Source organism: Exiguobacterium sp. Helios (assembly GCF_014524545.1).
Classification (GTDB): domain Bacteria; phylum Bacillota; class Bacilli; order Exiguobacteriales; family Exiguobacteriaceae; genus Exiguobacterium_A.
Window position 1 is genome coordinate 606,699 of sequence record NZ_CP053557.1, and the last position, 26,423, is coordinate 633,121.

General features: G+C 45.5%; 29 protein-coding genes. 23 read left to right on the top strand and 6 right to left on the bottom strand.

The features are described from left to right. Nucleotides 1-218 precede the first annotated feature (218 nt). Nucleotides 219-665, bottom strand: coding sequence for an NUDIX hydrolase (locus HNY42_RS03215; protein ID WP_188005090.1), 447 nt, complete (start codon nucleotides 663-665; stop codon nucleotides 219-221). After that, the gene (locus HNY42_RS03220; RefSeq protein WP_188005091.1) at nucleotides 662-1,762 is read right to left on the bottom strand and encodes a nitric oxide synthase oxygenase; all 1,101 of its coding nucleotides are present in this window, start codon (nucleotides 1,760-1,762) and stop codon (nucleotides 662-664) included. Before HNY42_RS03220 ends, HNY42_RS03215 begins: the two co-directional genes overlap by 4 nt. 183 nt (nucleotides 1,763-1,945) lie before the next feature. Between HNY42_RS03220 and HNY42_RS03225 the strand changes: the two genes are divergently transcribed. Next, complete coding sequence (locus HNY42_RS03225; protein WP_188005092.1) at nucleotides 1,946-2,803, top strand: YihY/virulence factor BrkB family protein; 858 nt, start codon at nucleotides 1,946-1,948, stop codon at nucleotides 2,801-2,803. Here HNY42_RS03225 and HNY42_RS03230 read toward each other — a convergent pair. Next, complete coding sequence (locus HNY42_RS03230; RefSeq protein ID WP_131503353.1) at nucleotides 2,800-3,666, bottom strand: sulfite exporter TauE/SafE family protein; 867 nt, start codon at nucleotides 3,664-3,666, stop codon at nucleotides 2,800-2,802. The genes HNY42_RS03225 and HNY42_RS03230 overlap by 4 nt on opposite strands. A 111-nt stretch (nucleotides 3,667-3,777) precedes the next feature. Here HNY42_RS03230 and HNY42_RS03235 point away from each other — a divergent pair, with 111 nt between their 5' ends. The 9 genes from HNY42_RS03235 to HNY42_RS03275 all read left to right on the top strand — a co-directional run bounded on the left by HNY42_RS03235 (nucleotide 3,778) and on the right by HNY42_RS03275 (nucleotide 9,102). Beyond that, complete coding sequence (locus HNY42_RS03235) at nucleotides 3,778-4,626, top strand: LysR family transcriptional regulator (RefSeq protein WP_188005093.1); 849 nt, start codon at nucleotides 3,778-3,780, stop codon at nucleotides 4,624-4,626. Between the two features lie 99 nt (nucleotides 4,627-4,725). After that, nucleotides 4,726-4,989, top strand: a complete 264-nt coding sequence (locus HNY42_RS03240; protein WP_188005094.1) for a metal-sensitive transcriptional regulator — start codon at nucleotides 4,726-4,728, stop codon at nucleotides 4,987-4,989. A gap of 56 nt (nucleotides 4,990-5,045) precedes the next feature. Further along, nucleotides 5,046-5,525, top strand: coding sequence for a DsrE/DsrF/DrsH-like family protein (locus HNY42_RS03245; RefSeq protein WP_131973341.1), 480 nt, complete (start codon nucleotides 5,046-5,048; stop codon nucleotides 5,523-5,525). Nucleotides 5,526-5,540: 15 nt separating this feature from the next. After that, a complete protein-coding gene (locus HNY42_RS03250; RefSeq protein WP_131503356.1) occupies nucleotides 5,541-5,906 on the top strand; it encodes a rhodanese-like domain-containing protein in 366 nt (121 codons plus the stop codon). Nucleotides 5,907-5,928: 22 nt separating this feature from the next. Next, entirely contained in the window at nucleotides 5,929-6,225 is a 297-nt protein-coding gene (locus HNY42_RS03255; RefSeq protein WP_131503357.1) for a rhodanese-like domain-containing protein, read from the top strand. Between the two features lie 102 nt (nucleotides 6,226-6,327). Then, a complete protein-coding gene (locus HNY42_RS03260; RefSeq protein WP_370528995.1) occupies nucleotides 6,328-6,840 on the top strand; it encodes a sulfurtransferase TusA family protein in 513 nt (170 codons plus the stop codon). 32 nt (nucleotides 6,841-6,872) lie between these two features. Then, a complete protein-coding gene (locus HNY42_RS03265; RefSeq protein ID WP_188005096.1) occupies nucleotides 6,873-8,009 on the top strand; it encodes an MBL fold metallo-hydrolase in 1,137 nt (378 codons plus the stop codon). Between the two features lie 33 nt (nucleotides 8,010-8,042). Further along, nucleotides 8,043-8,270: a sulfurtransferase TusA family protein gene (locus HNY42_RS03270; RefSeq protein ID WP_188005097.1), complete on the top strand. Its 228-nt coding sequence runs from the start codon at nucleotides 8,043-8,045 to the stop codon at nucleotides 8,268-8,270. A gap of 55 nt (nucleotides 8,271-8,325) precedes the next feature. Further along, complete coding sequence (locus tag HNY42_RS03275) at nucleotides 8,326-9,102, top strand: sulfite exporter TauE/SafE family protein (protein WP_188005098.1); 777 nt, start codon at nucleotides 8,326-8,328, stop codon at nucleotides 9,100-9,102. A gap of 62 nt (nucleotides 9,103-9,164) precedes the next feature. Here the strand turns inward: HNY42_RS03275 and HNY42_RS03280 are convergent, their stop codons facing one another. Continuing rightward, a complete protein-coding gene (locus HNY42_RS03280; RefSeq protein WP_131973338.1) occupies nucleotides 9,165-9,551 on the bottom strand; it encodes a DUF302 domain-containing protein in 387 nt (128 codons plus the stop codon). A 187-nt stretch (nucleotides 9,552-9,738) separates the two neighbouring features. Between HNY42_RS03280 and msrB the strand changes: the two genes are divergently transcribed. The 4 genes from msrB (at nucleotide 9,739) to HNY42_RS03300 (ending at nucleotide 18,314) form a co-directional block, all read left to right on the top strand. Further along, the gene (gene msrB, locus HNY42_RS03285) at nucleotides 9,739-10,839 is read left to right on the top strand and encodes a peptide-methionine (R)-S-oxide reductase MsrB (RefSeq protein WP_131973337.1); all 1,101 of its coding nucleotides are present in this window, start codon (nucleotides 9,739-9,741) and stop codon (nucleotides 10,837-10,839) included. Between the two features lie 146 nt (nucleotides 10,840-10,985). After that, complete coding sequence (locus tag HNY42_RS03290; RefSeq protein WP_188005099.1) at nucleotides 10,986-13,901, top strand: S8 family peptidase; 2,916 nt, start codon at nucleotides 10,986-10,988, stop codon at nucleotides 13,899-13,901. Between the two features lie 163 nt (nucleotides 13,902-14,064). After that, nucleotides 14,065-16,602 (top strand): ATP-binding protein, encoded by a 2,538-nt coding sequence (locus HNY42_RS03295; protein WP_131973335.1) that lies wholly within the window; start codon nucleotides 14,065-14,067, stop codon nucleotides 16,600-16,602. 191 nt (nucleotides 16,603-16,793) lie between these two features. Next, on the top strand, nucleotides 16,794-18,314 hold the full coding sequence (locus tag HNY42_RS03300; RefSeq protein WP_188005100.1) for a GGDEF domain-containing protein: 1,521 nt from the start codon (nucleotides 16,794-16,796) through the stop codon (nucleotides 18,312-18,314). A 44-nt stretch (nucleotides 18,315-18,358) separates the two neighbouring features. Here the strand turns inward: HNY42_RS03300 and HNY42_RS03305 are convergent, their stop codons facing one another. After that, on the bottom strand, nucleotides 18,359-18,991 hold the full coding sequence (locus HNY42_RS03305) for a FusB/FusC family EF-G-binding protein (RefSeq protein ID WP_165871670.1): 633 nt from the start codon (nucleotides 18,989-18,991) through the stop codon (nucleotides 18,359-18,361). A gap of 115 nt (nucleotides 18,992-19,106) precedes the next feature. Here HNY42_RS03305 and HNY42_RS03310 point away from each other — a divergent pair, with 115 nt between their 5' ends. The 4 genes from HNY42_RS03310 (at nucleotide 19,107) to HNY42_RS03325 (ending at nucleotide 20,842) form a co-directional block, all read left to right on the top strand. Beyond that, nucleotides 19,107-19,595 (top strand): hypothetical protein, encoded by a 489-nt coding sequence (locus HNY42_RS03310; protein WP_188005101.1) that lies wholly within the window; start codon nucleotides 19,107-19,109, stop codon nucleotides 19,593-19,595. A 9-nt stretch (nucleotides 19,596-19,604) separates the two neighbouring features. Then, entirely contained in the window at nucleotides 19,605-19,835 is a 231-nt protein-coding gene (locus HNY42_RS03315; RefSeq protein ID WP_188005102.1) for a hypothetical protein, read from the top strand. A gap of 78 nt (nucleotides 19,836-19,913) precedes the next feature. Then, nucleotides 19,914-20,363, top strand: coding sequence for a general stress protein (locus HNY42_RS03320; RefSeq protein WP_188005103.1), 450 nt, complete (start codon nucleotides 19,914-19,916; stop codon nucleotides 20,361-20,363). A 29-nt stretch (nucleotides 20,364-20,392) separates the two neighbouring features. Next, nucleotides 20,393-20,842, top strand: a complete 450-nt coding sequence (locus HNY42_RS03325) for a universal stress protein (protein WP_114597045.1) — start codon at nucleotides 20,393-20,395, stop codon at nucleotides 20,840-20,842. 65 nt (nucleotides 20,843-20,907) lie between these two features. Here the strand turns inward: HNY42_RS03325 and HNY42_RS03330 are convergent, their stop codons facing one another. Beyond that, entirely contained in the window at nucleotides 20,908-21,099 is a 192-nt protein-coding gene (locus HNY42_RS03330) for a hypothetical protein (RefSeq protein ID WP_012369273.1), read from the bottom strand. A 147-nt stretch (nucleotides 21,100-21,246) separates the two neighbouring features. Here HNY42_RS03330 and HNY42_RS03335 point away from each other — a divergent pair, with 147 nt between their 5' ends. From HNY42_RS03335 to HNY42_RS03350, 5 genes are all read left to right on the top strand, one after another. Beyond that, nucleotides 21,247-21,690, top strand: coding sequence for a MarR family winged helix-turn-helix transcriptional regulator (locus HNY42_RS03335; protein WP_026829386.1), 444 nt, complete (start codon nucleotides 21,247-21,249; stop codon nucleotides 21,688-21,690). Between the two features lie 35 nt (nucleotides 21,691-21,725). Beyond that, on the top strand, nucleotides 21,726-24,395 hold the full coding sequence (locus HNY42_RS03340) for an MMPL family transporter (RefSeq protein ID WP_188005104.1): 2,670 nt from the start codon (nucleotides 21,726-21,728) through the stop codon (nucleotides 24,393-24,395). A gap of 74 nt (nucleotides 24,396-24,469) precedes the next feature. Further along, on the top strand, nucleotides 24,470-25,321 hold the full coding sequence (locus tag HNY42_RS03345; RefSeq protein WP_188005105.1) for an MBL fold metallo-hydrolase: 852 nt from the start codon (nucleotides 24,470-24,472) through the stop codon (nucleotides 25,319-25,321). An 88-nt stretch (nucleotides 25,322-25,409) separates the two neighbouring features. After that, entirely contained in the window at nucleotides 25,410-25,538 is a 129-nt protein-coding gene (locus tag HNY42_RS16220; RefSeq protein ID WP_255508417.1) for a hypothetical protein, read from the top strand. Between the two features lie 121 nt (nucleotides 25,539-25,659). Next, nucleotides 25,660-26,364: a hypothetical protein gene (locus tag HNY42_RS03350; RefSeq protein ID WP_131503373.1), complete on the top strand. Its 705-nt coding sequence runs from the start codon at nucleotides 25,660-25,662 to the stop codon at nucleotides 26,362-26,364. Nucleotides 26,365-26,423 lie beyond the last annotated feature (59 nt).

Consider the following 26,423-nt stretch of genomic DNA (forward strand, 5'->3'; position numbering starts at 1 on the left):
TACATCCATAAGCTGATCATGACGATGGCGGCAAAGATCACGAATAAGATACCTGTGCCACCAAGCATGACCAACATGATTTTGTTCATCATAAAACATCCTCAAATCTGTAGAAAACTACGTTTTTGTATGACTGAGCCTTAAAAATAGAAAACCAAAATCAACCTACGTTCGTATACTCCAATAGATTGATCTTCAAGAGACTAGTGAGTACCTGGTTACGATTGGTTCAGATAATCCTCAATCATCACGCGATGCGAGCCGACGATCTGCTCCGGTAAATCGGTCAGAGGGAAATACGTTAACGTAACACTTTCTTCGCTGATGCGTAAGGTTCCGGTCGTTTTGGAAGCGACATAAGCCAGCGTGACGCTTTGAAACACATCACCGTTCGCAAGCGTCGTGACATAGTTTTTTCCGGAATAGACACCGAGTAACGTCAAGTCTTCAGCGACAAGACCTGTTTCTTCCAACAGTTCACGGCGTGCAGTTTCGTCTGTTGACTCCGCCCATTCCATCAGACCGCCCGGTAGTCCGAACCGGGCTTGTGTTTCATTCCGTTGCTCAAGCAAAATGTGTCCGTCCTTGATGACGAGAACGACGGCACCAACGAGAATCAGCGGGGTCTGTCCGATTTGCTTTCGGAGTGTCTCGACATAATTCATCGCGGCACCCCTTGATGAAACGGACAGCCGGTTGGCTTGGTTGTTTTTTCAACAGTCGCAGAACGGGCAAAGAAATTCGGACGCTTGACGGCCGGATCGAAATCTTTGTGGAAGACATGCGTCGCGGCACCGCTCATGGGCGGTACGAGCCAGGACCATTCTCCGGTTACGTCCCGTTCACAGGCCGCTTCATTTTTTTCGAACCGGGCAAATTGTTTCGTCGCCGTATGATGGTCGACAATCGTCACGCCGGCCCGTTCAAACGAATCGAGGACAGCATAATTGAGTTCGACGAGTGCCCGGTCTTTCCATAACGACCGTTCGCGGGATGTGTTCAGTCCAAGCTGCTCCGCGACCAGCGGCAAGAGGTTATACCGATCAACATCGGCCAAATTTCTTGCGCCGATTTCAGTCCCCATGTACCAGCCGTTAAACGGGGCGCACGGATAGGAGATACCGCCGATTTCAAGACGCATGTCAGAAATCATCGGGACAGCATACCATTTGACGGTATGGTTTGCGAACAAGTTAAAATCAGGATGTTGAATCGTGACTTCAAGCACCAGTTCATCCGGAATCGGATGCAGACTGACTTGTCCGTCGAGTTCGATCAGTAACGGCAGAAGATCAAAGTCGGTTCCTTGTCCACTCCATCCGAACGACTCACAAAGCGAGGTGAATGCAATGGATGCCGGATCACCAATGATACCATCCAGGGTGTCGTAACCGGCATAACGGATTAATTGATGGTTCAAGATGCGGACCCGGTCGGGATCAAAAATCGTAATCGTCGAACGGATCCGTCCATCGTTGGTCGCGTACTCCATATGATGAAACAAGGTGTCGCGGATCGATTCCACAGTCAGGGCATTCCGGGCATCAATGACGTGAAGTTGCTCCCAAAAGAGGCGCCCGATACAGCGGTTGCTGTTCCGCCAGGCGAGTTTTGCTCCATACGTAAGTTCCTGAAGCGTTTGCGTATACGTACCTGTCCGCAAAATTTCTTCGCGCACTTCATGTAGGCGATGTGCCTCTTGCGGGTATTGTTCTATATAGTCATGAAAAAAGCGTTCGGCTTCAGTGAGTAAAGTAGACACGGCGTAAATCCTTTCTTCATCCAACACGACGATGGTTCTTGCTTCAGTGTACCGTTTGCTTGCGCTTTGTGCCAAACGATAATCGTTAAACGCTTACTTACAAGTTCAAAAGACGTTAAAAGTTTAGAAAGTGTATGGAAAGGGGGATAGAGGAGAGAACTATTCGAAAGTGAGGAAATTGTTATGTCATTATTAAAATCTGTATTTGCCCGATTTTTTGGCGAAGCCTTTTTTGATAAATCGGCTCAACTCGCCTATTATCTGATGTTGTCCTTATTCCCCTTTTTGTTATTTGTAGTTGGATTAGTATCCTTTTTACCGTTCACATCAGGAGACGTTCTTGATTTAATCCGTCCGTTCGCTCCGGCGGAAACATATGAATTGATCCGGAAAAACGTCGTCGGGATTTTTGATGACGGGGGATTGAAACTCGCCTCGATCAGTTTCCTGGCAGCCTTTTGGCTCGCTTCGATGTCGGTGCAGTCATTGGTTCGATCATTGAATGATGCGCTGGAAGTAACGCGGAAAGTGCCGTTTTGGAGAGGGTTACTGCAGGACTTCGGTTTTACGGTCGGCATGATGGTTATTTTACCGATGTCGCTTCTCGTTCCGGTTGCTGAAAAGTTAACGCGGCGTTTCATCACGCATTTTGCCATCGTCAATGATGTCGTCACGAACTACTCCTGGATTTGGTTTTTATTCCGTTGGGGACTCGGATCACTGTTCCTGTTGGTCTTCTTCATTCTGCTGTATCGTGTTCTGCCGAGCGTCCGGTTGACAGTCCGTCAAGTCTTGCCGGGTGCGTTGTTTGCGACAATCGCCTGGCAGGCTGTTTCTGAATTCTTCTCGTATTACGCGGAATTCGGCAGTTACGACCGTCTGTATGGACAACTGGCCGGAATTATCGTCCTGATGACGTGGTTCTATTTGTCATCTGTCGTCCTGATGCTCGGTGGATTGATGAACGCCGAACGGATGCGTCAAAAGAAAGAAGCGAAAGTCTTAAAACCTGAAAAAATCAAACAAGAGACTGTCCGTTAAGGGCAGTCTTTTGTTTGACGTTGAATTACTTTTTGATAGAAGAATACACCGATCAAACCGGTCGTAAACAAGGCGAGCAGAAGTAACGAGAGTTGTTCATAGTGCGTAGTTTTTAAGAACACGCTGGCTGCAACGGCGGCATAAAAACTGCCCAGACTCTTTTTGACGAATTGACTGCTGAAGAGATTGAGGAATGATGCGCCAAGCGGCGAGCCGATGAGTGCTCCGATGATTAAAGCAATCCCTAAAGCAAGCGGAGCCTGTGTACCTGACATGAAGTAACTCGTAACGCCGCCGAGTACAATCAACGTAGCTGCCGCAATACTTGTTCCGATTGCTTGCTTAAGCGGGAAACGAACCCATCCCATCAAGAGTGGTGTCAGTAAAAATCCACCGCTGACCCCCATCAAAGACGACAGGATTCCGGCAGCGGCACCGATTGCGACCAGTTTATAAAACGAGGCGTGCGGCACAGATGTCTCCTGAACCACTTTTTTAGCCGGTTTCAAAAACTGAATGGCAAACAACAGGAGCAGGACGATGTAAAGGGTGGAGATGACCGTATCGGCACCGCTGTGCCGTTCCATCCAAAAGACGACAGGCGTAATCGCAGCGGAGCCGATGATACCGGAAACGCCAATCGTGACAGCATCCCGAAGGTGAAAGTTATTTTGACGGAGATGGGCAAAGGTACCTGTCACCGTCGAACCGAGTGTCAAAAGCAAACTTAAGACGATTGCGGTGCTCGGGGTGTATCCTAATATCAATAAAAGAGGGGTCAGGATGATGCCCCCGCCGATTCCGAAAAAACCGGATAGAATGCCGATTGCGGCTCCGAGTACAAGAAAAAGTAATAAATCCAAGAATGTTCCTTCTTTCTATAAAGTGATACAGATGACTCTACGGGGAAAGTAATGATTAGGAAAATGAATTATACTGATCGTAACGATTAGAAAAATAAATGAGGTGAATCTATGAATTTTAATGAACTGAAGACCTTTGTCGCGTTGGTCGAAACAAAACATTTTACGAAAACAGCGGACCGCTTATACATTTCACAGCCGACGGTCAGTCTCCATTTAAAACATTTGGAAGAACATTTTGGACAAAGTTTAATTCATCGCCATACCTTTAATAAAACGATTGAAATCTCGGAAGCGGGATGGATTGTGTACCGGCATGCCAAGGAAATTTTGCACCAAGCGATCCGGCTCGAGCAGGAAATGGATGAGTTGGAAGGCATTACACGCGGGACGCTCAGAATCGCGGCCACACATACGATCTACGAAGCGATGTTAGAAGAGATGATTCACAACTTTTTGCTGGTCTATCCGGATGTTTCCGTCGATGCGCGCGTCATGAATCAGGAACAAGTCGAACAGGCCTTGCTCCATTACGAGATTGATTTAGGTATGGTAGAAGGACTGCATCGCTCGCACCAAATCGAAGCCATTCCTTTTGCGACAGATCGACTGCGCATCATCGGTCATCATCATCTGGTTCCGGAACAGGCAACCTGGATTTACCGGGAAGAGGGATCAGCCGCACGTTTAGCACTGGAAACGTGGTTGCAGACACAAGCAATTGTTCCGAAGCGGATAATCACGGTATATTCCAACCGGTTAATTAAACAGTTAATCAAAAATGGAACGGGGATTTCGATTCTTTCGGAACGTTTGGCGGGAAGCCTGCTCGAATCAGAACGGTTTCAGACATATGATGATTCGCAGATTGATCCAAGGATGTTTCAATTCATTACGCTTAAAGGAGAGACAACCCGTCTGTCCCAAAAATGGATCAATCAACATGGTGAATCCGACTAAAAACTTTTTCGTTGACATATACCCATGTAGGTATTATTGTATGGAATGTAGCCATTAGGTATGACACAGGTCACACGGAAAAAGGAGAGTGTTCTTCGCATGGAAAAAGTGTATGAAGACAAAATCATTCACCGGATGAACCGGATTGAAGGTCAGCTTCACGGTATTATCCGGATGATGAAAGAAGAAGCGTCCTGTAAAGATGTTGTCACTCAACTCAGTGCGACACGAAGCGCGATTGATCGTGTCATTGGACTTGTCGTCAGTGAAAATCTAATTGAATGTGTCACGAATGACGAAACCGACGATAACAATGAACAGGCTGTAGCAGAAGCGGTTCAACTATTACTGAAAAGCAGATAAAAAATTTTACAACGATTAATACCCTTAGGGGTAAAATAGATGGAGGGATTTTTCAGATGTCAGAGATTAAAAAAACAACGATTGTATTGTTCAGTGGAGATTACGATAAGGTCATGGCAGCGTATATCATTGCCAACGGAGCAGCCGCTTACGACCACGAAGTGACGGTTTTCCATACATTCTGGGGATTAAACGCGATGCGTAAAGACGAGCCGATTCAACCGAATAAAACACTACTTGAAAAAATGTTCGGTAAATTCATGCCGCGCGGTGCCGACAAAATGCCGCTCTCAAAAATGAACTTCGGTGGTGCCGGTCAGAAGATGATCAAAAACGTCATGAAAAAACACAATGCGATGCCGCTTCCCGATTTAATCGAACTGGCGAAAGAACAGGATGTAAAACTGGTTGCTTGTACGATGACAATGGATCTGCTCGGCTTAAAGCAGGAAGAACTGCATGATGGGATCGAATATGCCGGTGTCGCAGCGTACCTCGCGGATGCTGAAGACGGAAACGTCAACCTGTTCATCTAATTTCGAGGAGGACTGATGCAAGTGGATATCCTGAACATCGTATTTCTAGTGATTGTTGCCTTTCTCGCTTACCGGATGTTTGCACCGACAAAAGGTGTCAACAAACTGTCAGCAACTGAACTGAAACAGCATTTAGGTGACCGTAACCGATTTTATTTGGATGTCCGGACACCGGGTGAGTTCAAAGGAAATCACATTAAAGGATTTAAGAACATTCCGCTTCAAATATTACCGTCGCAACTTGACAAGATTCCGAAAGATAAAGAAGTCATCGTAATCTGTCAAAGCGGAATGCGTAGTAAACAAGCGGTCAAACAATTAAAAAAAGCCGGATACAGCCACGTAACAGAGGTATCAGGCGGAATGAATGTTTGGCGTTAAAAAACACGAGGAGGAATAACAAATGAAACGATTCACAGCAAAAGAAGTACAGGAAAAGCTAGAGAGCGGAGAACAACTTAACATCATTGATATCCGGGAAGTGGACGAAGTCAAAGAAGGAAAAATTCCGGAAGCAATTCATATTCCACTCGGACTCGTTGAATTCAAAATGAATGAACTTGATAAGAAAAAACAATACGTCATGGTCTGCCGTTCAGGTGCCCGTAGTGGCCGTGCAGCCACTTATCTTGAGGGACAGGGATTTGATGTCATCAATATGGATGGCGGTATGATGGCATACGAAGGTAAAACCAACTAATTTTTTTAATCTTAATTATACCCCAATAGGTAAAAGGAGCGAATACTTTTGCAGACAATCAAAACAGATATCGTACTCGACGCACGTGGCTTAGCTTGCCCGATGCCGATCGTCCGAACGAAAAAAACGATGAAGACACTGGAACCGGGTCAAGTCGTAGAGGTTCAAGCGACAGATAAAGGATCGACGGCCGATCTCCGGGCCTGGGCAAACAGTACAGGCAACCAATACCTCGGAACGATTGAAGACGGCGATGTTCTGCGTCATTACGTCCGGAAAGCTTCCGGTAATGATCAGGAAGTGCCGGCGTTCGAACAAATCGTCAATAACGAGACGGTCGAAGTTGCTCGTCAGAACGCGGATACGCTTGTTCTCGATGTCCGGGAAACGGCAGAATATGCGTTTGCACATATTCCTAGTGCGGTAAACATTCCGCTGGGTGAACTGGAAGAACGTATCGAAGAACTCGATATGTCTAAAACGATTTATGTGGTCTGCCGAACAGGCAGCCGGAGTGACTTGGCTTGCCAACAACTCGATGCTAAAGGATTCAACGTTCAAAATGTCGTTCCCGGTATGAGTGACTGGGCATTTGATACAGAAAAAAACGTTTAATCCGTAAATTACTGTCAGGAGGAAAGACAAAGATGGCACAAGCAATGACAACAAAAGAAGTGACGCAAAAAATCATTCGCCGCGAAAAAATGTTTATCTTGGACGTCCGTAATGAAGACGCATTCCAGGACTGGAAGATTGAAGGCGAACAGTTTTCCTACTTGAACGTTCCTTATTTTGATTTACTTGATGGTGTCGAAGACATTTTAGACCAACTGCCGACCGATCAAGACGTGCTCGTCGTCTGTGCGAAGGAAGGATCGTCCATTTTTGTCGCGGATTTATTGAAAGAAGCAGGACGGACGGTCTCGTATCTTGCAGGCGGGATGAAAGCCTGGAGCGAACATCTCGAGCCGATTTCACTCGGATCATTAAATGAAACCGGGTCAGATCGTGGAGAAGTCGTTCAGTTCGTCCGGATCGGGAAAGGTTGCCTGTCTTACATGATCATCTCGGAAGGCGAAGCCGTCCTCGTGGATGCCACACGTATGACAGATATCTATCTCGACTATGCAAAAGAACGTCAGCTTGAAATCACACATGTATTTGATACACATCTTCATGCCGATCACATTTCCGGCGGACGTGAGATTGCGGAAAAAACAGGCGCAACATATTGGTTGCCACCAAAAGACGCTACAGACGTCACGTTTGATTATGAAGCGCTCGAAGATGGAAGCCACGTTCAGGTAGGAGATACACAAATTGATGTACGGGCCCTTTATTCCCCGGGACATACAATCGGGTCGACTTCGTTCGTCGTCGATAATCGTTATCTCCTGACGGGCGACATTTTGTTTATTGATTCCATCGGACGTCCTGATTTAGCCGGTCTCGCAGAAGACTGGGTCGGTGACTTAAGAGACTCGCTCTACAACACGTATCGTAAACTATCGAAAGACCTGATTGTTTTGCCTGCCCACTTCATGTTAATCGAAGAATTAAACGAAGACGGCAGCGTCGCGGAAAAACTGGATGTGTTACTTGCCAACAATCATGGCTTGAACATCGAAGACGAAGAAACATTCCGGAAAATGGTGACAGAAAACTTGCCGCCGCAACCGAATGCGTACCAGGAAATTCGAGAAACAAACATGGGGAAACAGACACCGGATCTCGAAGCACAACGTGAGATGGAAGTCGGTCCAAACCGCTGTGCCGTTCGCTAAACTAAAAAAATTACTTCAGGAGGAATTACAATTATGAAATCAGAACTCGTATTAGATGCAAAAGGATTTGCATGTCCAATGCCAATCGTCAAAACAAAAAAAGCAATCGCCGGACTCGAATCCGGTCAAATCCTTGAAGTCCATGCAACGGACAAAGGGGCAAAAAACGATTTACAAGCATGGGCAAAATCAGGTGGCCATGAGCTTGTGAAACACGAAGAAGAGGCCAGCGTCTTAAAATTCTGGATCCAAAAAGGGTAATTCAAGTTACAGGAGGGCTGGAGACAGTCCTTCTTTTTCAAAAGGAGTGAATCGAATGGAAATCGGGTTTATCATTACCATTTTTTTGATTGGACTTGTCGGATCCTATATTTCCGGAATGCTCGGAATCGGCGGTTCAATCATCAAATATCCGATGCTGTTATACATTCCGCCGTTGCTCGGATTCGCTGCCTTTTCGGCCCATGAAGTGGCGGGAATCAGTGCCATTCAAGTCTTTTTTGCGACGATTGGCGGCGTTTGGGCTTACCGGAAAGGCGGTTATCTCAACAAGTCATTAATCGTAAGTATGGGTGGCGCCATTTTAAGCGGAAGTTTCCTCGGTGCCTACGGTTCAAATGTCTTGGCGGAAGATACGATCAATATCGTTTACGGAATACTGGCGTTAACGGCAGCGGTCATGATGTTCGTACCGAAAAAAGGACTGGATGATATTCCGCTTGATCAGGTCCGGTTCAACAAAACAATTGCAGCGAGTAGCGCGTTCATCGTCGGAGTCGGGGCAGGAATCGTCGGTGCGGCAGGAGCATTCTTACTTGTTCCGATTATGCTCGTCGTTTTAAAAATCCCGACCCGGATGACGATTGCTTCGTCGCTCGCGATTACCTTTATTTCGTCAATCGGCGCAACGGTCGGAAAGATTACGACAGGGCAGGTCGACTGGGGACCGGCTGCCATCATGGTCGTCGCCAGTCTGATTGCGGCACCGCTCGGCGCAATCGCCGGAAAAAAGATGAATACAAAAGTCCTGCAAATCATTTTGGCTGTCCTGATTTTAGCGACAGCCGTCAAAATCTGGCTCGATATTTTATGAAAGAGTACAAAAAAGCGATACTTTGCTTGTACATCAGCAAAGTATCGCTTTTTTTGATGAAGCTACAAACGGCTTTTTTCAATGACATCAACAAGTTGCCGTTCGACATCGAGTGCGACTTGTTTTAACTCGTCTTCTTCGACCAGACCAATCAGTGCCGTTGGACGCGGCATTCCGATTTTCGTCTGTCCATCTTCCGTATAAACAGCGAGCTTACACGGTAAAAAGTAGCCGGCCCGACGTTCCGCCGACAAGACACGATGGGCTTCCTTTGGATTACAGACTTCGAGGATATGGTATCGGTCTTCAAACGGTAACTCTTTTTCAGCAAATTTTTTCGCCAAATCAAACTCCCATAAGACGCCAAAGGAAACCTCGGCAAGTGCTGTTTTGAGACGTTCGATTGTTTTCTCCGTTGAATGATTCGAGTTGACTGTGTAGTCAAACATGAATACCCCTCCCGGTTTTTTTGATGTCTTAAATTTATTTCCCTCTTTTGACAGGATGAATCGTCTTTTTTGAATGTGCCGAATGAGAGCAGACCGGGCGACAAACTGTGGGAAATCAAGGTACATTAGAAAAAAGACATCCGTCAGACAATGGACGACGTAAGCTTAAAAAAGGAGGCGGAGGGGGATGAAGAAACGAATGTTGACGATTTTATCGGTCGTAGCATTGATTGCAATCATGATTGGCGGCTACTTTGTCTTTCAGCAACAACAGGCAAAATCGAGTGGGAGCAAAGAACTGACCTATGCCAAAGAAGAAACGGCGATTCTCGCAGGCGGTTGTTTCTGGTGCATGGAGCCGCCGTTTGAAGAGTTAAAAGGGGTCAAATCCGTAATTTCCGGTTATACCGGTGGAGATGTGAAAAATCCGACGTATAATCAAGTATCGGCGGAAACAACCGGACACCGGGAAGCCGTTTTGATTACATTTGATCCGGCTGTTATTTCCTATAAACAGTTACTTGATGTCTACTGGCGCCAAATCGATCCGACCGATCCGAACGGTCAATTCGTCGATCAAGGCGAATCATATACGACGGCAATCTTCTATACAAATGCGGAACAAAAGCAGATTGCGGAACAGTCGAAGAACGAATTAGCCGAGAGCGGAATTTTTGATGAAAAAATTGTCACACCGTTGATTGAAGCGGGTCCGTTTTATGAGGCAGAAGCGTATCATCAAGACTATTACTTGAAGAGCGAAAAGAAATATAAATTTTACCGGGCTGCATCCGGACGTGATGAGTTCATCAATCGATATTGGAAAGATCAACCAAAACTGGACTTACCGAAGTATTCAAAATTGACCGATGAACAAATCAAAGCGAAGTTGACGGATATCCAATATAAAGTCACTCAGGAAGACGGGACAGAACCGGCTTTTGATAATCCGTATCATGATTTAAAAGCGGACGGGATTTATGTGGATCTGATTTCCGGTGAACCGCTGTTTTCTTCTAATGATAAATTTGATTCGAAAACCGGCTGGCCGAGCTTCATTCGACCGTTAGAAAAAGGAAATATCATTGAAAAAAGTGACTTTGCATTAGGGATGAAGCGGATGGAGGTCAGAAGCCGGCACGGAAATGCGCATCTTGGACATGTCTTTAACGATGGTCCTGAACCGACTGGTTTACGTTATTGTATGAATTCAGCTGCTTTACGGTTTGTGCCGAAAGCCGACCTCGAAAAAGAAGGTTACGGTCAGTATGCTTCCGAATTTAAATAATCAGCTAAAAAGGGATTTTTCACTTTCGTGAAAAGTCCCTTTTCTTTCGAAAATGTAAGGTGACCGCATTAAAAATAACTATCCATTTTATCCAAATATTGTTTATACTAGACACAATGTAAGATCATATCTTGAGGAGGAACATTGTGAAAAAGTTAACGATTTGGCTCATGCTGAGCTGTTTGATTCTGACGCTCGGAATCGGACCATCAGCTGTTAAAACAGCAGCGGCAAATGAATTGTCGGAAGCTGTCTTATTAAAGGCAGGACAGGAAACGCTTCTGGAAACAGGAACGAATAAAACGAATACATATTGGTATAAGGTCGATCATCAAGCCGGGATTGAAAAAACGGCGACACATTTTGAATTATCGATTGATACGGATCAGCCGATCGAAGTAACGGCTTACCCTAGTCAAGAGATGGCATCAAAAGATGAGACATTTGACCGTTACCGCGGATATGCAGAACCAAACGATAAGGACGTCACAAAAATCGCTGTTCCGTATGCATGGGACGGACCATATTACGTCAAAGTCGATTATTATCCGGAAATCGAAGAAGATAAGACGGTCAAACCAGCAAATGTCAACTTGACGTACAATAATGTCAAATTGGCTGTCGAATATGAGCCAATCAGCGATATCAGCTGTATGGCGGAAGAAGCACTGAAACAAACATCGGACGAAAAACCGATGCTTGCCTTGATGCATGCGATTCAAAAACAAGTGTTGAGCCAGTCGGAACAAGGACGCAGTTTAACGTCGTTGTACTACAAGGCATCACCATACGTCGTCAAAACCTTGTTGTTCAACAAAGACAAACGGACACAAGCATATGAAGATTTAAAATCACTGAAGCCGGCCATGTCTGCTCTTGTCAACGGTACATCATACACATTGACGAAAACCGATCAAGCAGCGGTCAACCGTTTATACGCGTTGACTCGTGACGCATCACCGGAAGTCATCGCAACGGAAATCAATCAAGTCGCGAAAACGGCGAACATTGAAACAATTGGTGGATCCAATTTGACGGATGCCTTCAAACCATTTGGTATTCAAGTGAAATCAGAAGCTAAAACACGGTTCATCGTTAAGCTGAAACCGGGTCATACAGAGCGGACGATGAAAATCGCCGGTACACAGGCAACAGACGTTGAGAAGTTATCGCTTGGTAAAACAGGTCAGTTTGTCATCGTCACGGAAGATCCGACGGTTAAAAATCAGTCGGCAGCAGTCCTGAAACAATCGTTGAAAAAATCAAGTGCTGTTGAGTATGTCGAAGAAGTTCAGACATACCGAGCAACTGGTGACATCAACTATGACTACCAATGGTCGCTCAACCAAAAATCGAGCGTCGAACAGTTCCCGGATGCGGGAATCGGATTCGAAAAATTCCTGAAAAACAATGCAGGTCAAAAGTTGAAACCAGTCACGATTGCAGTTATTGATACAGGGGTGGATTACCGCCTGAAGGATTTACAAGGGAAAGTTGATATTGCCCAGGAAAAGAACTACGTCGATGTGAACGGGAACGGAAATGCACTCGACGATAACGGTCACGGAACACACGTCTCAGGTGTGATTGCAGCAGCCCTTGAAAATGATTACGGCATTCGCGGCATCCATCAATCGGCGAAAATTCTTCCCGTTAAGGTTTTGAACGCCAACGGTGAAGGGGAAACGGATGCGATCGCACTCGGAATTAAATATGCAGTTGATCACGGGGCAAAAATCATCAATATGAGTCTTGGCGGCGGTGAAAGCCGGACGATGGCATATATGATGAAATATGCGGCAGATCGCGGTGTAACGGTCGTCGCAGCGTCAGGTAACGAATACGATATGTCCGTTGGTTTCCCGGCCAGTTCAGAATACGCCATTTCTGTCGGAGCGACAAATCCGCTCGGTATGGTTGCTGATTATTCGAACTACGGCATCGGACTCGATGTTGTCGCACCAGGTTCAAAAATTGCAAGTCTTGTTCCGGACGGTAATACCGTTTATATGGACGGAACAAGCATGGCGTCACCGCACGTCGCAGCCGTTGCCGGAATTCTTGCGTCACTCGATTCAAAATTGACGCCAAAACAAATCGAGACAATCTTACGGACAAGTGCTGAACCGCTTGCCTTTGAGAATCCGAACGATTGGTACGATGATGAAGACGAAGATATGGAAGATGAGTATCCACCAGGATATGAAAAAGAAATGACACCGGACTTCCCGGCATTCGTCAGCCCGGTATCGGGATATGGAAAAGTCAACATCACACGTGCGATCTCGCAATTGCACCTAAACGGAAAAGTGAACCCGGTCTATGACAACCAGCTTGTTGTCAGCGGACAAGTTAAAACGGGTACAAAAGTTGAAGTTTGGTCGACGAAAAAGTTGACGGATACAAAAGACACGGCAAAAATGTTGGCAAAAACAACAGCAACAGCCGGTAAATACAGTGTGGCGATTCCCCGTCAGGAAAAAACATCTGTCTTGACGATTCGTTATGCGAACGGTCTTGACGTGACATCGGAACGGACGGAAGTTTTGCCAGGGAAAGCGCCGGCTGCACCGAAAGTCAACCGTGTGTTGGCCGGAGCAACGAAAGTAACCGGTACAGCCATCATCAATGGTAAAATTACAATTAAAGATTCAAAAAAGAAAGTAATCGGAAAAGCCGTTGTCGACAGTAAAGGGAAATTCACGGTCAAAGTCGCGAAATTAGCCCCTAATGCCCGTCTTGCGATCACGGTAAAAGATATTGCCAACCGTTCGAGCAAAGCGACCGTCATTACGGTTCTTGCTCCGCCAGCTGCACCGAAAGTAAAGCCGGTGACAGCCGGTCAAACGAAAGTAACCGGTACAGGTGAGAAAAAAACGCATGTGTATATCCAAAATGCGAAGAAAAAAGTCATCGCCAAAGGAACCGTTACTTCTAAAGGAACGTTTTCTGTGAAGATTACGAAACAAAAAGCAGGAGCGAAGCTGTATGTTTATCTCAAAAATGACTTGAAACAAACGAGTACGAAGACAACAGTTGTCGTCAAAAAAGCGAAGAAATAAGTCTTAAAAGCACCCTTTTTCGGGTAAAACGAAAAAGGGTGCTTTTTTTTTTGATGAGTTATCTTACTTTTAAAGTATTTTTTTTGAAAATATGTTACTTTTAATTGATTCGACTATTTTTTAAAAAAGCATCATTCGAAGCGAATGATGAGGAGGATATTTCATGATTAATTGGATTCGGAGACGAATCGGGCGGCAACTACTGGCAGTATTATATGTCTTACTGTTTTTGGTTTCGATGACTTCCTTTATGGTTTATGGTTATATGGAAAATCGAATCGAATCATCACGCGATAACTTAGAAGTCATCAGCGAACAAAATCGTCGCGCAGATCATTTATGGGATAACTGGCAGAACGTCCAGTTTGGTTTGCGGGGATTTGTCATTTTCGGTAACCAGGAACGTTTTGATCAAATCCAGGAGCTACGGACAGAAATCAAAAGTGAAACGGACTGGTTTACCCGTAAAGCCAAAACGGATGAAGAAGAAGAATTCGCTACCCAAATGACGAATATGTACAACTTATATTATGGAGCCTTGTTTCCTTTGACCCAGTCGTACGTAAATGAAAAAAAGGCGAATCAAATCAATGAAGATTTTTTACAGGGTGACAGTCTGTTCTCATTACCGATTGCTAAACGATTGGTGGAACAAGGTCAATTAAAACAAACAGCGGACGGTTCAATTGATGTCGAACCGGATATTGAAAAAGCATCTTCGGCATTAAATGAATACCGGAATAATTTACAACAACAGCAGGATACAGCCGTTGCCAACCTGCGGAGTGAGGTCGCAAAAACGAAATGGGTTTGGATTTCGAGTATCTTTGTCCTGATTATCTTTATTTTACTGTTTGTTCATCCGTTCCTGAAACGAATGACGAAACAGTTATTACGCCTGATTGAGGACAATCGAAAGCTGTCACGAAACGAGCCGATTGAGATGGATGTCATGGAGCGGCGGACAGATGAGATTGGCATGTTGCGCTCATCCTTTAATCAGATGGCTGTGACGACCAATCTACACAAAGAAGAGATGCAGAATAAAAACGAAGAGTTACAGGCACAGAGTGAAGAATTACTGGCCCAACAAGAAGAATTACAATCGCAACAAGAAGAACTCGAAGAGGCATATCAGGCGACGAAACAAAACGAAGAGAAGCTGAAGATGCGCAGCGAATTAACGGAAGCACTCGCTGTCCGGGAAACGGTCGAATCGTACCCGGCGATTGTTCAAAAAATGTTGGATATTACGTCTTCCGAGTATGGCGCTTTATTATTGTATGACAATGGCGTTTACATCGGTGCGACGACGAACGGCATGAAGATACAACAGATTCAATCCTTACTGGATGATGAGAATTCCTTATTGAACCGGATGCGGTTAGGGACGAAAGTCGTTCAGTCGGAAAAGCGGGTCTCACGAACGGACGATACACCGTACAGCTTTAGTACACATGAAGTCGCCTTGCCGATTTACGATCCATCAACAAACCAATTGATGGCTGCTGTCTATATGGTTCGATACCAATCACCGTATCAGTCTCAGCATCTAGCGGACATGCGTGATTTTTCTCAGCAGATGACTTTATCCTTATTACGGACGCGTTCGTATGACGAGATGAAACAGGAAAAACAAAAAACCGAGCAGGTCCTCGACTCAATCCGGGAAGCGATTATCTATCTGGAAGACGGAAATGATGAATTATATGTCAATCGTCCGTTGTTCGAACTGATACCAGAATTGCAAACCGAATTTACGACGGACCGGACTTTATCGTCGGCCAGTTATGTGATTGAAGTGATGCGTAATATCGTCGATGATGTCGAACGATTTAACGATTACTTAGACTTGATACGTTCTGGAGAAGTTTCTCCGGATAAAGTTCAATTTGATGTCCGTGGTAATTCGGCACATCTTGAAGTATATGCAGAACGAATCGATATTGAAGGTGGCTGGAAAGGGGTCATCCTCGTCATCCGTGATATTACCCGGGAAACAGAAGCGGATCGTCTGAAGACAGAACTCGTTTCGACGGTGTCTCACGAATTGCGGACTCCCTTGTCTTCGATTTACGGATTCACGGAATTGATGCTCAATCGAGAGATTGATGCGATAAAACAACAGAAATATTTGTCGACGATTCATAATGAAACGGAACGGCTGTCGAATTTGGTGACCGATTTCCTCGATGTTCAACGGATGCAATCCGGTGGACAACGTTACCAAATGGCTCACCTTGATTTGTATTCGATCGTCGATCAAGTAATTGGTGTCTATAAGGCGTCAAACGGACTTCACGATATTCAACTTCACGTGTTGAGTGTAGAACGACCAGCGATTATTGGAGACGAAACACGGATTAAGCAGTTGCTGAACAATTTAGTCAACAACGCCATCAAGTATTCACCGGACGGTGGACAGGTTGACATTACAGTCAGCGCGGATCAAGAAAATGCGACGATTCAGATTACCGATCACGGTATCGGGATTCCACAATATGCCTTTGCCCATCTGTTTGATAAATTTTATCGTGTGGATAATTCAGATACACGACGAATCGGGGGTACGGGACTTGGTCTTTCGATTTGTAAGGAAATCGTCAAAGAACATGACGGTGTGATTCATGTCGAATCGACTGTCGGAAAGGGAAGCACCTTTACGGTCGCCCTGCCGTTGCACGCATTGGAAAATGTCTAATCCAAACAGGTATCGGATTGCTTCGGCAACCGGTACCTGTTTTTGTTTTACAATAATTTTTCAAGCGCTGAGAGAAAACACAAGACGTTCAGTGAATATTTAAATATAATGAAAAGATAGTTAAAAAACAGAAAGATTTGCCGATAAACATATAGGACAAACGAACTAGGACAAAAGAAAGGGCGTGGACGATGCATAAACTAATCTATACCATCATCGGCGGATGGGTGATGTCTCATTTGTTATGGTTAGGAATCGTCGGTACATCATCGGACCTTTCGAGAACAGGGAACAGCCTGTTCATGATTCTAGGCGCTGTCCTTTCGACGATCATGTTGGTATTAGCGGCGCGGCGTCATCCGAATCGTCCATTTACGCAACGTCTATTTTTACTGCTCTTATTCGGAAATATGTCGCTGGCGATTGGCGAAACGTTAGAATTGATCGTGTCCCAACAGCACTTGGAACGTTCCGAAATATTTGATGGAATTGATTTAATATTCAGTCTGCAAATCGGATTTTATTTGCTGGCTTTTTGTTATTTTTTAATCAGTCGCCGTTCAGAAGTGAATTTACGATTTTTCCTATTTGATGAACTCATCATTTTGATTGTGACAGGAGCGATTTCCTGGCATTATCTCGTCACGCCGTATTTGGAACAGGCGGAACTGTTCAGCATGGAAACACTGTTGTTACTCCGTTATCCATTAGGAGATCTGCTGTTACTGGGTGGGATGTTAATCCTGTTCTTTGGTGTCATGAAACGTGAAAACAGTATCCCGCTTCTGATGATATTGATTGGTTTTCATCTGCAATTAATTGCGGATTTATTATACGTCATTTTGGATCGAACCAATTTTCCGATTTCTTTGATGTGGCTGGATCCGATTTGGATTGCGACCGTCTTATTAATTGGCGGGGCGGGACTGATATTCGACGTTGGTGAACAGCCGATCGGATTTAACGTCAACCGGCGGATTCTAGACGGGATTCGTCTCGTGACACCGTATGTCTTCCTGTTGATTTTGTTTGTGACAATGGCACGTCAAGCCGTCAGTTGGAATGGTTTGACGATTGGTTTAATGATTGCCATTCCTTTATTGATTTCAAGGCAGGTTCGGATCGTGATGGACAATCAACGGTTGCGGGAAAATCTTGAGGCGAAAGTCGAGGAGCGGACGGCAGCACTCGAACAGGCATTGGAAGAGATGGAGCATATGGCCTATCATGACGCACTGACGAATTTACCGAACCGGTATTTGTTTGCCCGCTTGTTCAAAGAGGAACTTCGCCGGGCGGAAATTCATCAACGATTTGTCGGTCTGTTTTTCATCGATATTGATCATTTTAAGCAAGTGAACGATACATACGGCCATCAAATTGGAGATCAGTTGATTATTGATATCGCCAACCGTCTTGAAAAAAAATTGCCGCATAATACGGTCATCTCCCGACAAGGCGGGGATGAGTTTGTTTTACTGTTATTTGATGTCAAAGACGAATCGGACATCGAAGCATGTGGCCGACAGCTGGTTCAGTTATTCGAACGGCCGTTCATTCTGAAAGACACGCCTGTCTTCATGACGGCAAGTATTGGCGGCGCTGTTTATCCGACGCATGCGACCTCCCGGACAGCTTTGATCGAACAGGCGGATGTCGCGATGTATGAAGCGAAGCGGCGCGGGAAAAATCAATTTCATGTGGAAGTCTGAATCAAGCAAAGAGTCCCTGACAACTGTCGGGGACTTTTTTTGACTCATTTCATCTTACTCAGTAATTTCTCCAAAGCGGTCGGATTAGTCACCTGCTCATTGCAATGGTCACTGTCGATACAAATATAATTTCCGATTGCCCGGTATTGATCAGCTGATTGATTCGTCCGGGCGGAGACAAGGGTGACATCACTATATTGATTGCAGATTGTACAGATGCCTTTTTGAATCGTCGGAAGATACGTGCCTTCGATTCCAATCCATTCTCCTTTTAAAGGATAGACAAAAAATTTCTTTTTATTCCCGGTGTCGTTCCAACTTAAATAGGTCGTCTTAAGAAAATCGATTGAGTGAAGGGGCGGATGCCGTAACTTTTTCGTTTTTCGAAACAGTTGCTGCAGTTGCTGTTCGGTAATCGACGGGAAAGATTGGACGAACGGTTGGATATCCTCGAGGTACCGGGCGGAATCCGTCTCGGTTTGAACGGTTCGAACCACCATCAATAACGCCTCCTGTTCGGCAGTCAAAACCGGAAGCAAATCAAAGATTTTTTTAGAGGCACTGTAAATGACGGCGTCCCGGACGTCGGGATCATGGACGGTACCCAATTGCTGAATCATCGCATCGACCTGACCACGGATGAAATTGTACTGAAATGGTTGAATGAAAGGTTCCATAAGATATCGCTCCCTTTGTAATTCTTTATTCACGAAATCGGTTTCGGTGAAACGGTATTTTTTTGTTTTCTTCATGTAACACCCGGGAAATAAATACCTGAGGAGGTGTACAGGAATGCAATCATTGACCGGACTTCGCCTGTTAAATTTAATCAGCTTTTTATTTGTCCTTTTAGCACGTGTCGTCTGGTATGAACCGCCGACGGGAGAGCCTCTTGCCATCGTGCCGGCATCGTTTACGGATGCGGTGTTTGGTGTTGTCTATACGACTTTGCTGATTTGGTGTATCCGGCCTGTCCAAGCGTACCCGGCTGACCGGACATTAATTTTTGATATCAGCGGCTGGTTTATATTGACGATGCTCGGATACGGAGCGAGTAGTATCGTCGGTCCTCCATGGGAACTTGTATTGACAACGATTTCGTTTATCAGTTTATGTATCATCTATATGAAAGTACAACATCATCCGAACCGTTCCCCGTGGATGCGTTCTCCTTTTTCCGTTTTTCTTGCCTGGTCGAGTATCCAGATATTAATTTTACCATTTCGTATTCTGCGTGATTTCCGGTTTGAAGATTTGTTTGGGCTGACGACATCCGAGTAGGTGACCGTCATGTTAATTTTATTTGCCTGCGGCATCGTATTTTTTATTTTCGTGCATACTGACTGGGTATTTGGTCTTGTCATGATTTGGTATTATGTCGGTCTGTTCTTTAATGGACGTTTAACGGACTTTCAACAAGGCGTGACAGTCATGAGCGTCATAGCAGTCCTGGTGGCGGTAGTTCTTGTCTTTCGGAAACGGGACCGGTTGTTTGCGCAAGAAAAAAGACCGGTTTCTTAAGAAAGCGGCAGTTGGTGTCATTGCTTTTGGTTTTTTGGGGTATATCCCTTATAGAAGTATAAAAGGGGGAAATGACCAATGGGGAAAAAGCAGTTGATCGGAACATATGATAATGAGACGGATTTGATTCGTCAGATTGAAGACTTACACTTTGCCGGATATCTGGAAGAAGACTTATACATCGTCCTGCAAGATAAAACCGATATGGCGATGTTACGCGGCCAATCGGCAGCACAGCTTGTTTCAGGGAAACGGACGTTATTCGAACGATTTACTGGAAAGCCGGTAACGGAAGAAGAAACCCGTGAAGCCTTCCAATCGTTAGGGCTGCCGGAAGGCGACATGGAACGACATGTGACAAGCGTCAAACACGGGTCTTATGTTCTGTTGGCGGATGAAGAAGGGGCAAGACGTCCTAAACCAGAACCCCAAAGTATTTTAGAGAGTGAACCGGAAGGCATTGAGGCTGAGCGGAAGCTTGACCATGAAAACCGGGCACTTGAGAACGAAAACGACCGGATGTTGTAACCGTGCCAGAGTGGAAAGGGTGAACGACGATGGATAGCCATTATCACACGATTTTAGTAGCAGTCGACGGCTCCAAAACAGCAGACTTAGCTTTTGAAAAAGCCGTTCAGTTCGCGAAACTCGATCAAGCAAAACTCGTCATCACACATGTCATCGATATTCAAACCTTTGCGAATGTCCGTGCGAACCAGCGCTTCATCGATCAAAATGTCACGGAGTACGCCCAGGAACTCCTTGATAAATATCAAAAACGGGCGGTCGAGGAAGGCGTAGCGGAAGTTGAACTGGTCATCGAAAGCGGATCACCGAAAACATTAATCCCGAAAGTCATCGCACCGCGTGTCGGGGCAGGGCTGATTGTCTGTGGCGCTGTCGGAATGAATGCAATGGAACGAATCATGATCGGGAGTGTCTCTGAAAACATTACCCGTTATGCGAAGTGTGATATCTATATCGTTCGCCCGAAAACACTCAAGTGAATACCACACAAACAGGCTGTTTCGATGAAGAATCGAAGCAGCCTGTTTGATGTTCAGTGATGTTTTTAAGTTAATAAATAATAAAAAATGCCTAAGATGATCAAAATAACCGGCAACAAGACTAGATACATCCAGGACATGTTTTTGGCTGTCTGGCTGTTGCTGTACGTTTCTTCGTTTCGACTCTGTCCGACCATTACTGTAAAAATAAGTCCAAGTACACAGATTACTAAAGCAATCCAAAATAAGACGGTCATGTTTAGCCCTCCTTCAGTAAGATAAATCCTCTCTTCCATCATAACGAAAATTGGATTTACATGTCAGGATAATTGTGACAGTTTGGAGTTGACGCCATCTGGTTTAGGGGCTAAACTACTGATATGAGTTTAGGGGGTAAACTAATCATGAAAGAAAATCTGCGGGAAGCCGTTCAATTATTTGAAGAGGTGATGATTCACGGGACAGAACGTGTCCTGAAATCAGTTGATTCACCGGTTTGGCGTCTCTATTCACCAGAACAACTCCATTTGCTGAAGCTGGTCGATAAATATGGACCGATTGCTTCCGGGCGGATTGCCGTCATTCAAGGAGTTCATAAAAGTGCGATTTCCAATCGTCTGAAAAAGTTAAATGAACACGGCCTGGTCGAAGTCGAACGTTCGGAAGATGATCACCGGACAAAACGGATTATTTTGACGGAAGCCGGGAAAGAAGTCGTCGAAGCGTCGGACCAAGCGATTTACAGTTATTTGGAACAATTGATTGATGGCAAGGTCGACGATGATGAGATCAAACAGTTCATCGAGACGTTCCGGAAAGTCAAAGCTATTTTAAAGATTGAAGATTAATTCAGAAAAACAGACACAGAAGAGGTGGAACGGGAATGCGACAAATCGTCAAATGGCGTTGGCCGATCGTAATCGTCTTGTTGCTTGCGACAGTCGGATTATTTTTAGCGGCACCAAACTTATCGAAACAAGCAGAAGATGCGGGTGCCATTCAGCTCGCGAGTGATACGGATTCACAACGGGCAGCGGATATTTTAAAAGCAGCCGGTGCAAGTGAAGAAACGATTTCGCTGGTCATTCCGCTAAAGGAAGCCGTCACGAAAGAAGACCGGATGGAAATCGGTCAAATCGTTAAAGATTTAGAGAAACTGGATAAACCGGTGACTGGAGTCCTGAATCCGTTTGAGAGTAAGGAAACGGAAGGACAACTGATTTCAAAAGACAAAAAAACAGTCCTCGTTCCGATTACCGTTGATGGTTCACAGGAAGAAATCACGGCACTCGCTGAAGATATCCGAAGTGATCTCTTACCGGATGACCGGACGATCTATCTGACGGGTGAATCACTCATCAATGCCGATGTGAACAAAAGCTCACAAGAAGGGTTAAAACGAACGGAATTAATCACAGTCGGTCTGATTTTTGGACTGTTGTTAATTGTTTTCCGTTCGATTGTCACACCATTCGTTCCATTATTTGCGGTGGGTGTCACGTATTTAATGAGTCAATCATTTGTCGCCTTTTTCGTTGATTGGTTCGGATTCCCCGTCTCGAACTTCACGCAGATTTTCCTTGTGGCGATTCTCTTTGGGATCGGGACGGATTACTGTATCCTGCTTCTGAGCCGGTACAAAGAAGAGTTGACTGCCGGACATGATGTCGAGACAGCCATCGTCAACACCTATAAAACAGCGGGACGGACTCTTCTCATCAGTGGTCTTGCCGTCCTCGTCGGCTTCTCGGCAATCGGGTTCGCTGATTTCCCGATCTTTAAATCGTCGGTCGCCGTTGCGGTCGGAATCGCAGTCTTGTTACTGGTTCTCTTTACACTGGTTCCGTTTTTCATGGCGACGTTAAAAGAGAAATTGTTCTGGCCGTCAAAAAATGCGGCGAGTCATCAAGACAGTCGTTTGTGGGCCCGGTACGGTGGATTATCGATTCGTCGTCCATTGCTTGCGATGGCAATCGTCGCTGTGGTGACGATCCCGACCCTGTTCACGTATGATGACGATCTATCGTTCAACACCGTCGATGAGATTGGTGCAAAATATGAAACGGTCAAAGGATTAAATGCCATTTCAGACGGCTTTGGTGCGGGTGAGTCGTTGCCGGTCAATATTATCCTGAAGGACGACCAAAACATCGTGACTGAAAAAACGGTTCCTTATGCAGAACAGTTGAGCCGCGAACTGGTCAAACTGGATGGCGTCAAAGCTGTCCGGTCCATCTCACGTCCGACGGGTGATGTCATTGACGATTTATATGTCGATCAACAACTTAAACAAGTTGCATCTGGTCTGACGGATGCAAAAGATGGACTCGGTGAAGTTGGTCAGGGTCTTCAGACTGTAGAAGGCAACTTACAGACTATCAGTGGTCAGCTTCCGGCCGGAGATCAAGCGTCGGCAGGAGCAGCACAGCTGCAGCAGGCCGCAGACGGTCTCGGTCAAATCAATCAACAGTTAACGCTTGTTGGTCAAGGGTTACAATCTGCGGAAAACATTCCGCAAACTGTCGGGACATTGACAGCGTTATCCGGTCAATTGACCCAAATTCAAACGGGGATCGCACAAGCGGCAACCGGGATTGAAACACAAGGTGCACAAGCCGGTCAACTCGGTACCGGATTAACCCAACTGGCGGATGGTGTCGGATCTGCCAATGCAGGGCTTGGTAAAATCGAAGATGGATTAACGGAAGCTGCCGATTTCCTGAAAGAGATGGGGAACGCCAAAACGATTCGCGGTACCGGGATGTTCATTCCAAAAGATACCTTAGTGAGTAAAGACTTCGAACCTGTCATTGACCGTTATACGATTGATGATCAAACCGGTCTGAAATTCGAAGTCATCCTGAATGATGATCCGTATTCACCGGAAGCGATCGAAACGGTCGCTGCCATCAAGAAAACGACAGCGAGCACACTGAAAGATACACCGCTTGAACAGGCACAAGTTGCTTACGGCGGTATCTCAAGCATCAACAGTGATTTAAATGATACGTCAAAAGCCGATTTCTCACGGACGGTCGTCATCATGATCATCAGTTTGTTCATCGTCCTTGCGATCATGTTCCGTTCATTGATCATGCCGCTGTTTATGATCGGTTCGCTCCTGTTGACGTACTATACGTCGGTATCGATTGCTGAACTGATCTTCGTCAACGGTCTTGGTTATGACGGCATCAGCTGGGCCGTTCCGTTCTTCGGATTCGTTATGCTCGTCGCTCTTGGTATCGATTACTCGATCTTCCTGCTCGACCGGTTCCGCGAAGAAACGATCAATGGACTCGAGACGAATGAAGCGATGTATGTTTCGATGAAGAAAATGGGATCTGTCATCATCACGGCTGCCATCATCCTTGCCGGAACGTTTGGTGCGATGATGCCGTCGGGTGTCCTGAGTCTGGTTCAGATTGCAACAATCGTTATCACGGGTCTGCTCCTGTACGGATTGATTGTCTTACCGCTCCTGATTCCAGCGATCACGGTATCGTTCGGACCGGGTGTCTGGTGGCCGTTCCGTCAAAAGCAAAATAAGAAGTAAGTCGATTCGACTGGTCCATTCGGAAATCATCCGGATGGACTTTTTCGTTATACTACAAACAGGAGGCGATGAAAATGCAACAGTTTAAACAATTAACGGACCGGATCTGGTATCAAACGCCGGTCAGTGAAACGGATCGGCCGATCGTTGCCGTCATTACGGGAGACGACCGGAGTATTGTAATTGATGCCGGAAACTCAAGTCAGCACGCGATACTCTTTTTGGACGAGATGGAGAAACAGGGGCTAGGACGACCGGATCTCGTCGCATTGACGCATTGGCACTGGGATCATATTTTCGGCATAAAACAGATGGCGGTACCAACGATCGCGACGAACCGGACAGTGGAAGAAATGCAGAAAATGCTGGACTACGAATGGACGGATGAGGCACTGGAAGAACGGATCCGTCAAGGCATTGAAATTCCGTTTTGTGCGGATGCCATCAAACTGGAGTTCGGGAAGGATCGGGAGATCGAAGTCATCTTGCCGACGATTCGTTTCACGGGAGAACTTGGAATCGACCTCGGGGGCGTGACGTGTCTGTTACGGCAAGTCGAGAATGACCACTCACCAGGGAGTGCTCTTGTCTATATTCCGGAAGAACGGGTTTTATTTTTAGGAGATGCCATGTATGCGGATATTTTCTCCGACAAGTGGAATTATACGGTCAATCAAACAACGCGGTTGTTAGATACGATTGCTGAATACGAGGCGGATTATTATGTCTGGTCTCACGGCGAAGCGATGGCAAAAGACGCGTTTGAGCAAGAGGTACACGTCTTACGCCAAATCATCGAAGTGACAAAACAAGCAGAAGGACATGTATCGGAGATGCGCCGGCTGTATCGTGATCTGGTCGGACGGGACTTGACGACAGACGAAGAAGAAACACTCGTATTTTTTGCGAATGGTGCAAAAAAATAATTAAAACAGCAGGTCCTTAACCGTTCATTCGAGAATTCCTGTAAGTATAAGATGGAAAAAATCGGATTTTAGCAAAGGGGTTCTCGTAATGGATCGTAAGCCTGAAGATCGGAATGAAACGGCCAATCGTGTATTTTTTGGAACAGCTAACATTTTCACGATCCTTGTAGTGATTGGCTTTGCCTTATATCTGCTGTATCAATTTTTTGTGAAATGACTGATCACCCTGTAGCTCCGGGTGATTTTTTTCGTTTTAGGGGAGTGCAAGCGAACCAGATATTGGGTAATCCTTAACTGAGGGCACAAAGAAAACTCACTTAAAAGGAGGCACTTCAACTATGAAACGCATCCAGATTGCCGACTTTGATCGTCGAATGCCACCACTTGAACTGCGAGAGATGGATGACTATTACGAAGCGGTATTGGTATCAAACTATGATGAATTGTATCCTTCGACCCAAGTACGGACGATACAGTTGGCAGATATTTATGTCAATCTTGTGATGACTTCTGAAGGGGCGCATCTCGTATCCGCGCTCTTTTTAAAACCGGTCGAAGTACCGGATATCGTCGCCTGGATGCAACTCTATACGATAGGTTTTGCGACAGCGGATACAACAGGTTACTACGTGGAACAAGCAGATGAAATTTTAGAAATCGTCTTATATCAAGGAAATCCGATTGTCATTGCGACGAGAGGAACCGATCGATTGTACTATGAGACGGAAGGAGCGATTGAGATGCGGCGGGAATCAAGCGAAGTGATAGGGAAAAAACCGTTGTTGTATTTGAATGGGGAAGCCCGGTTTGAGGTTCCTCATCTTGAATTCAACTCGAATCAGGATGAGGTTCATATCAATGGAACCTTTTTATTTGCAGACTATATGGATACGTATCAGGGACGGGTCGGATTTTTCCGGAAAACGGATTCGAATCTGCCGATTGTCTTACTGGTCGGTAAAGCCATTATCGAAATGGAACTGACAGAAAATCCGGATGGAAGCCGTATCCTTGTCATTGAGCAGCCATACGATGAAGCTTAATTTTCCCGTGAGGATACCGTGGATTTTTTCTGAGAAAAGTTAAAAGGACGAATCTTTAG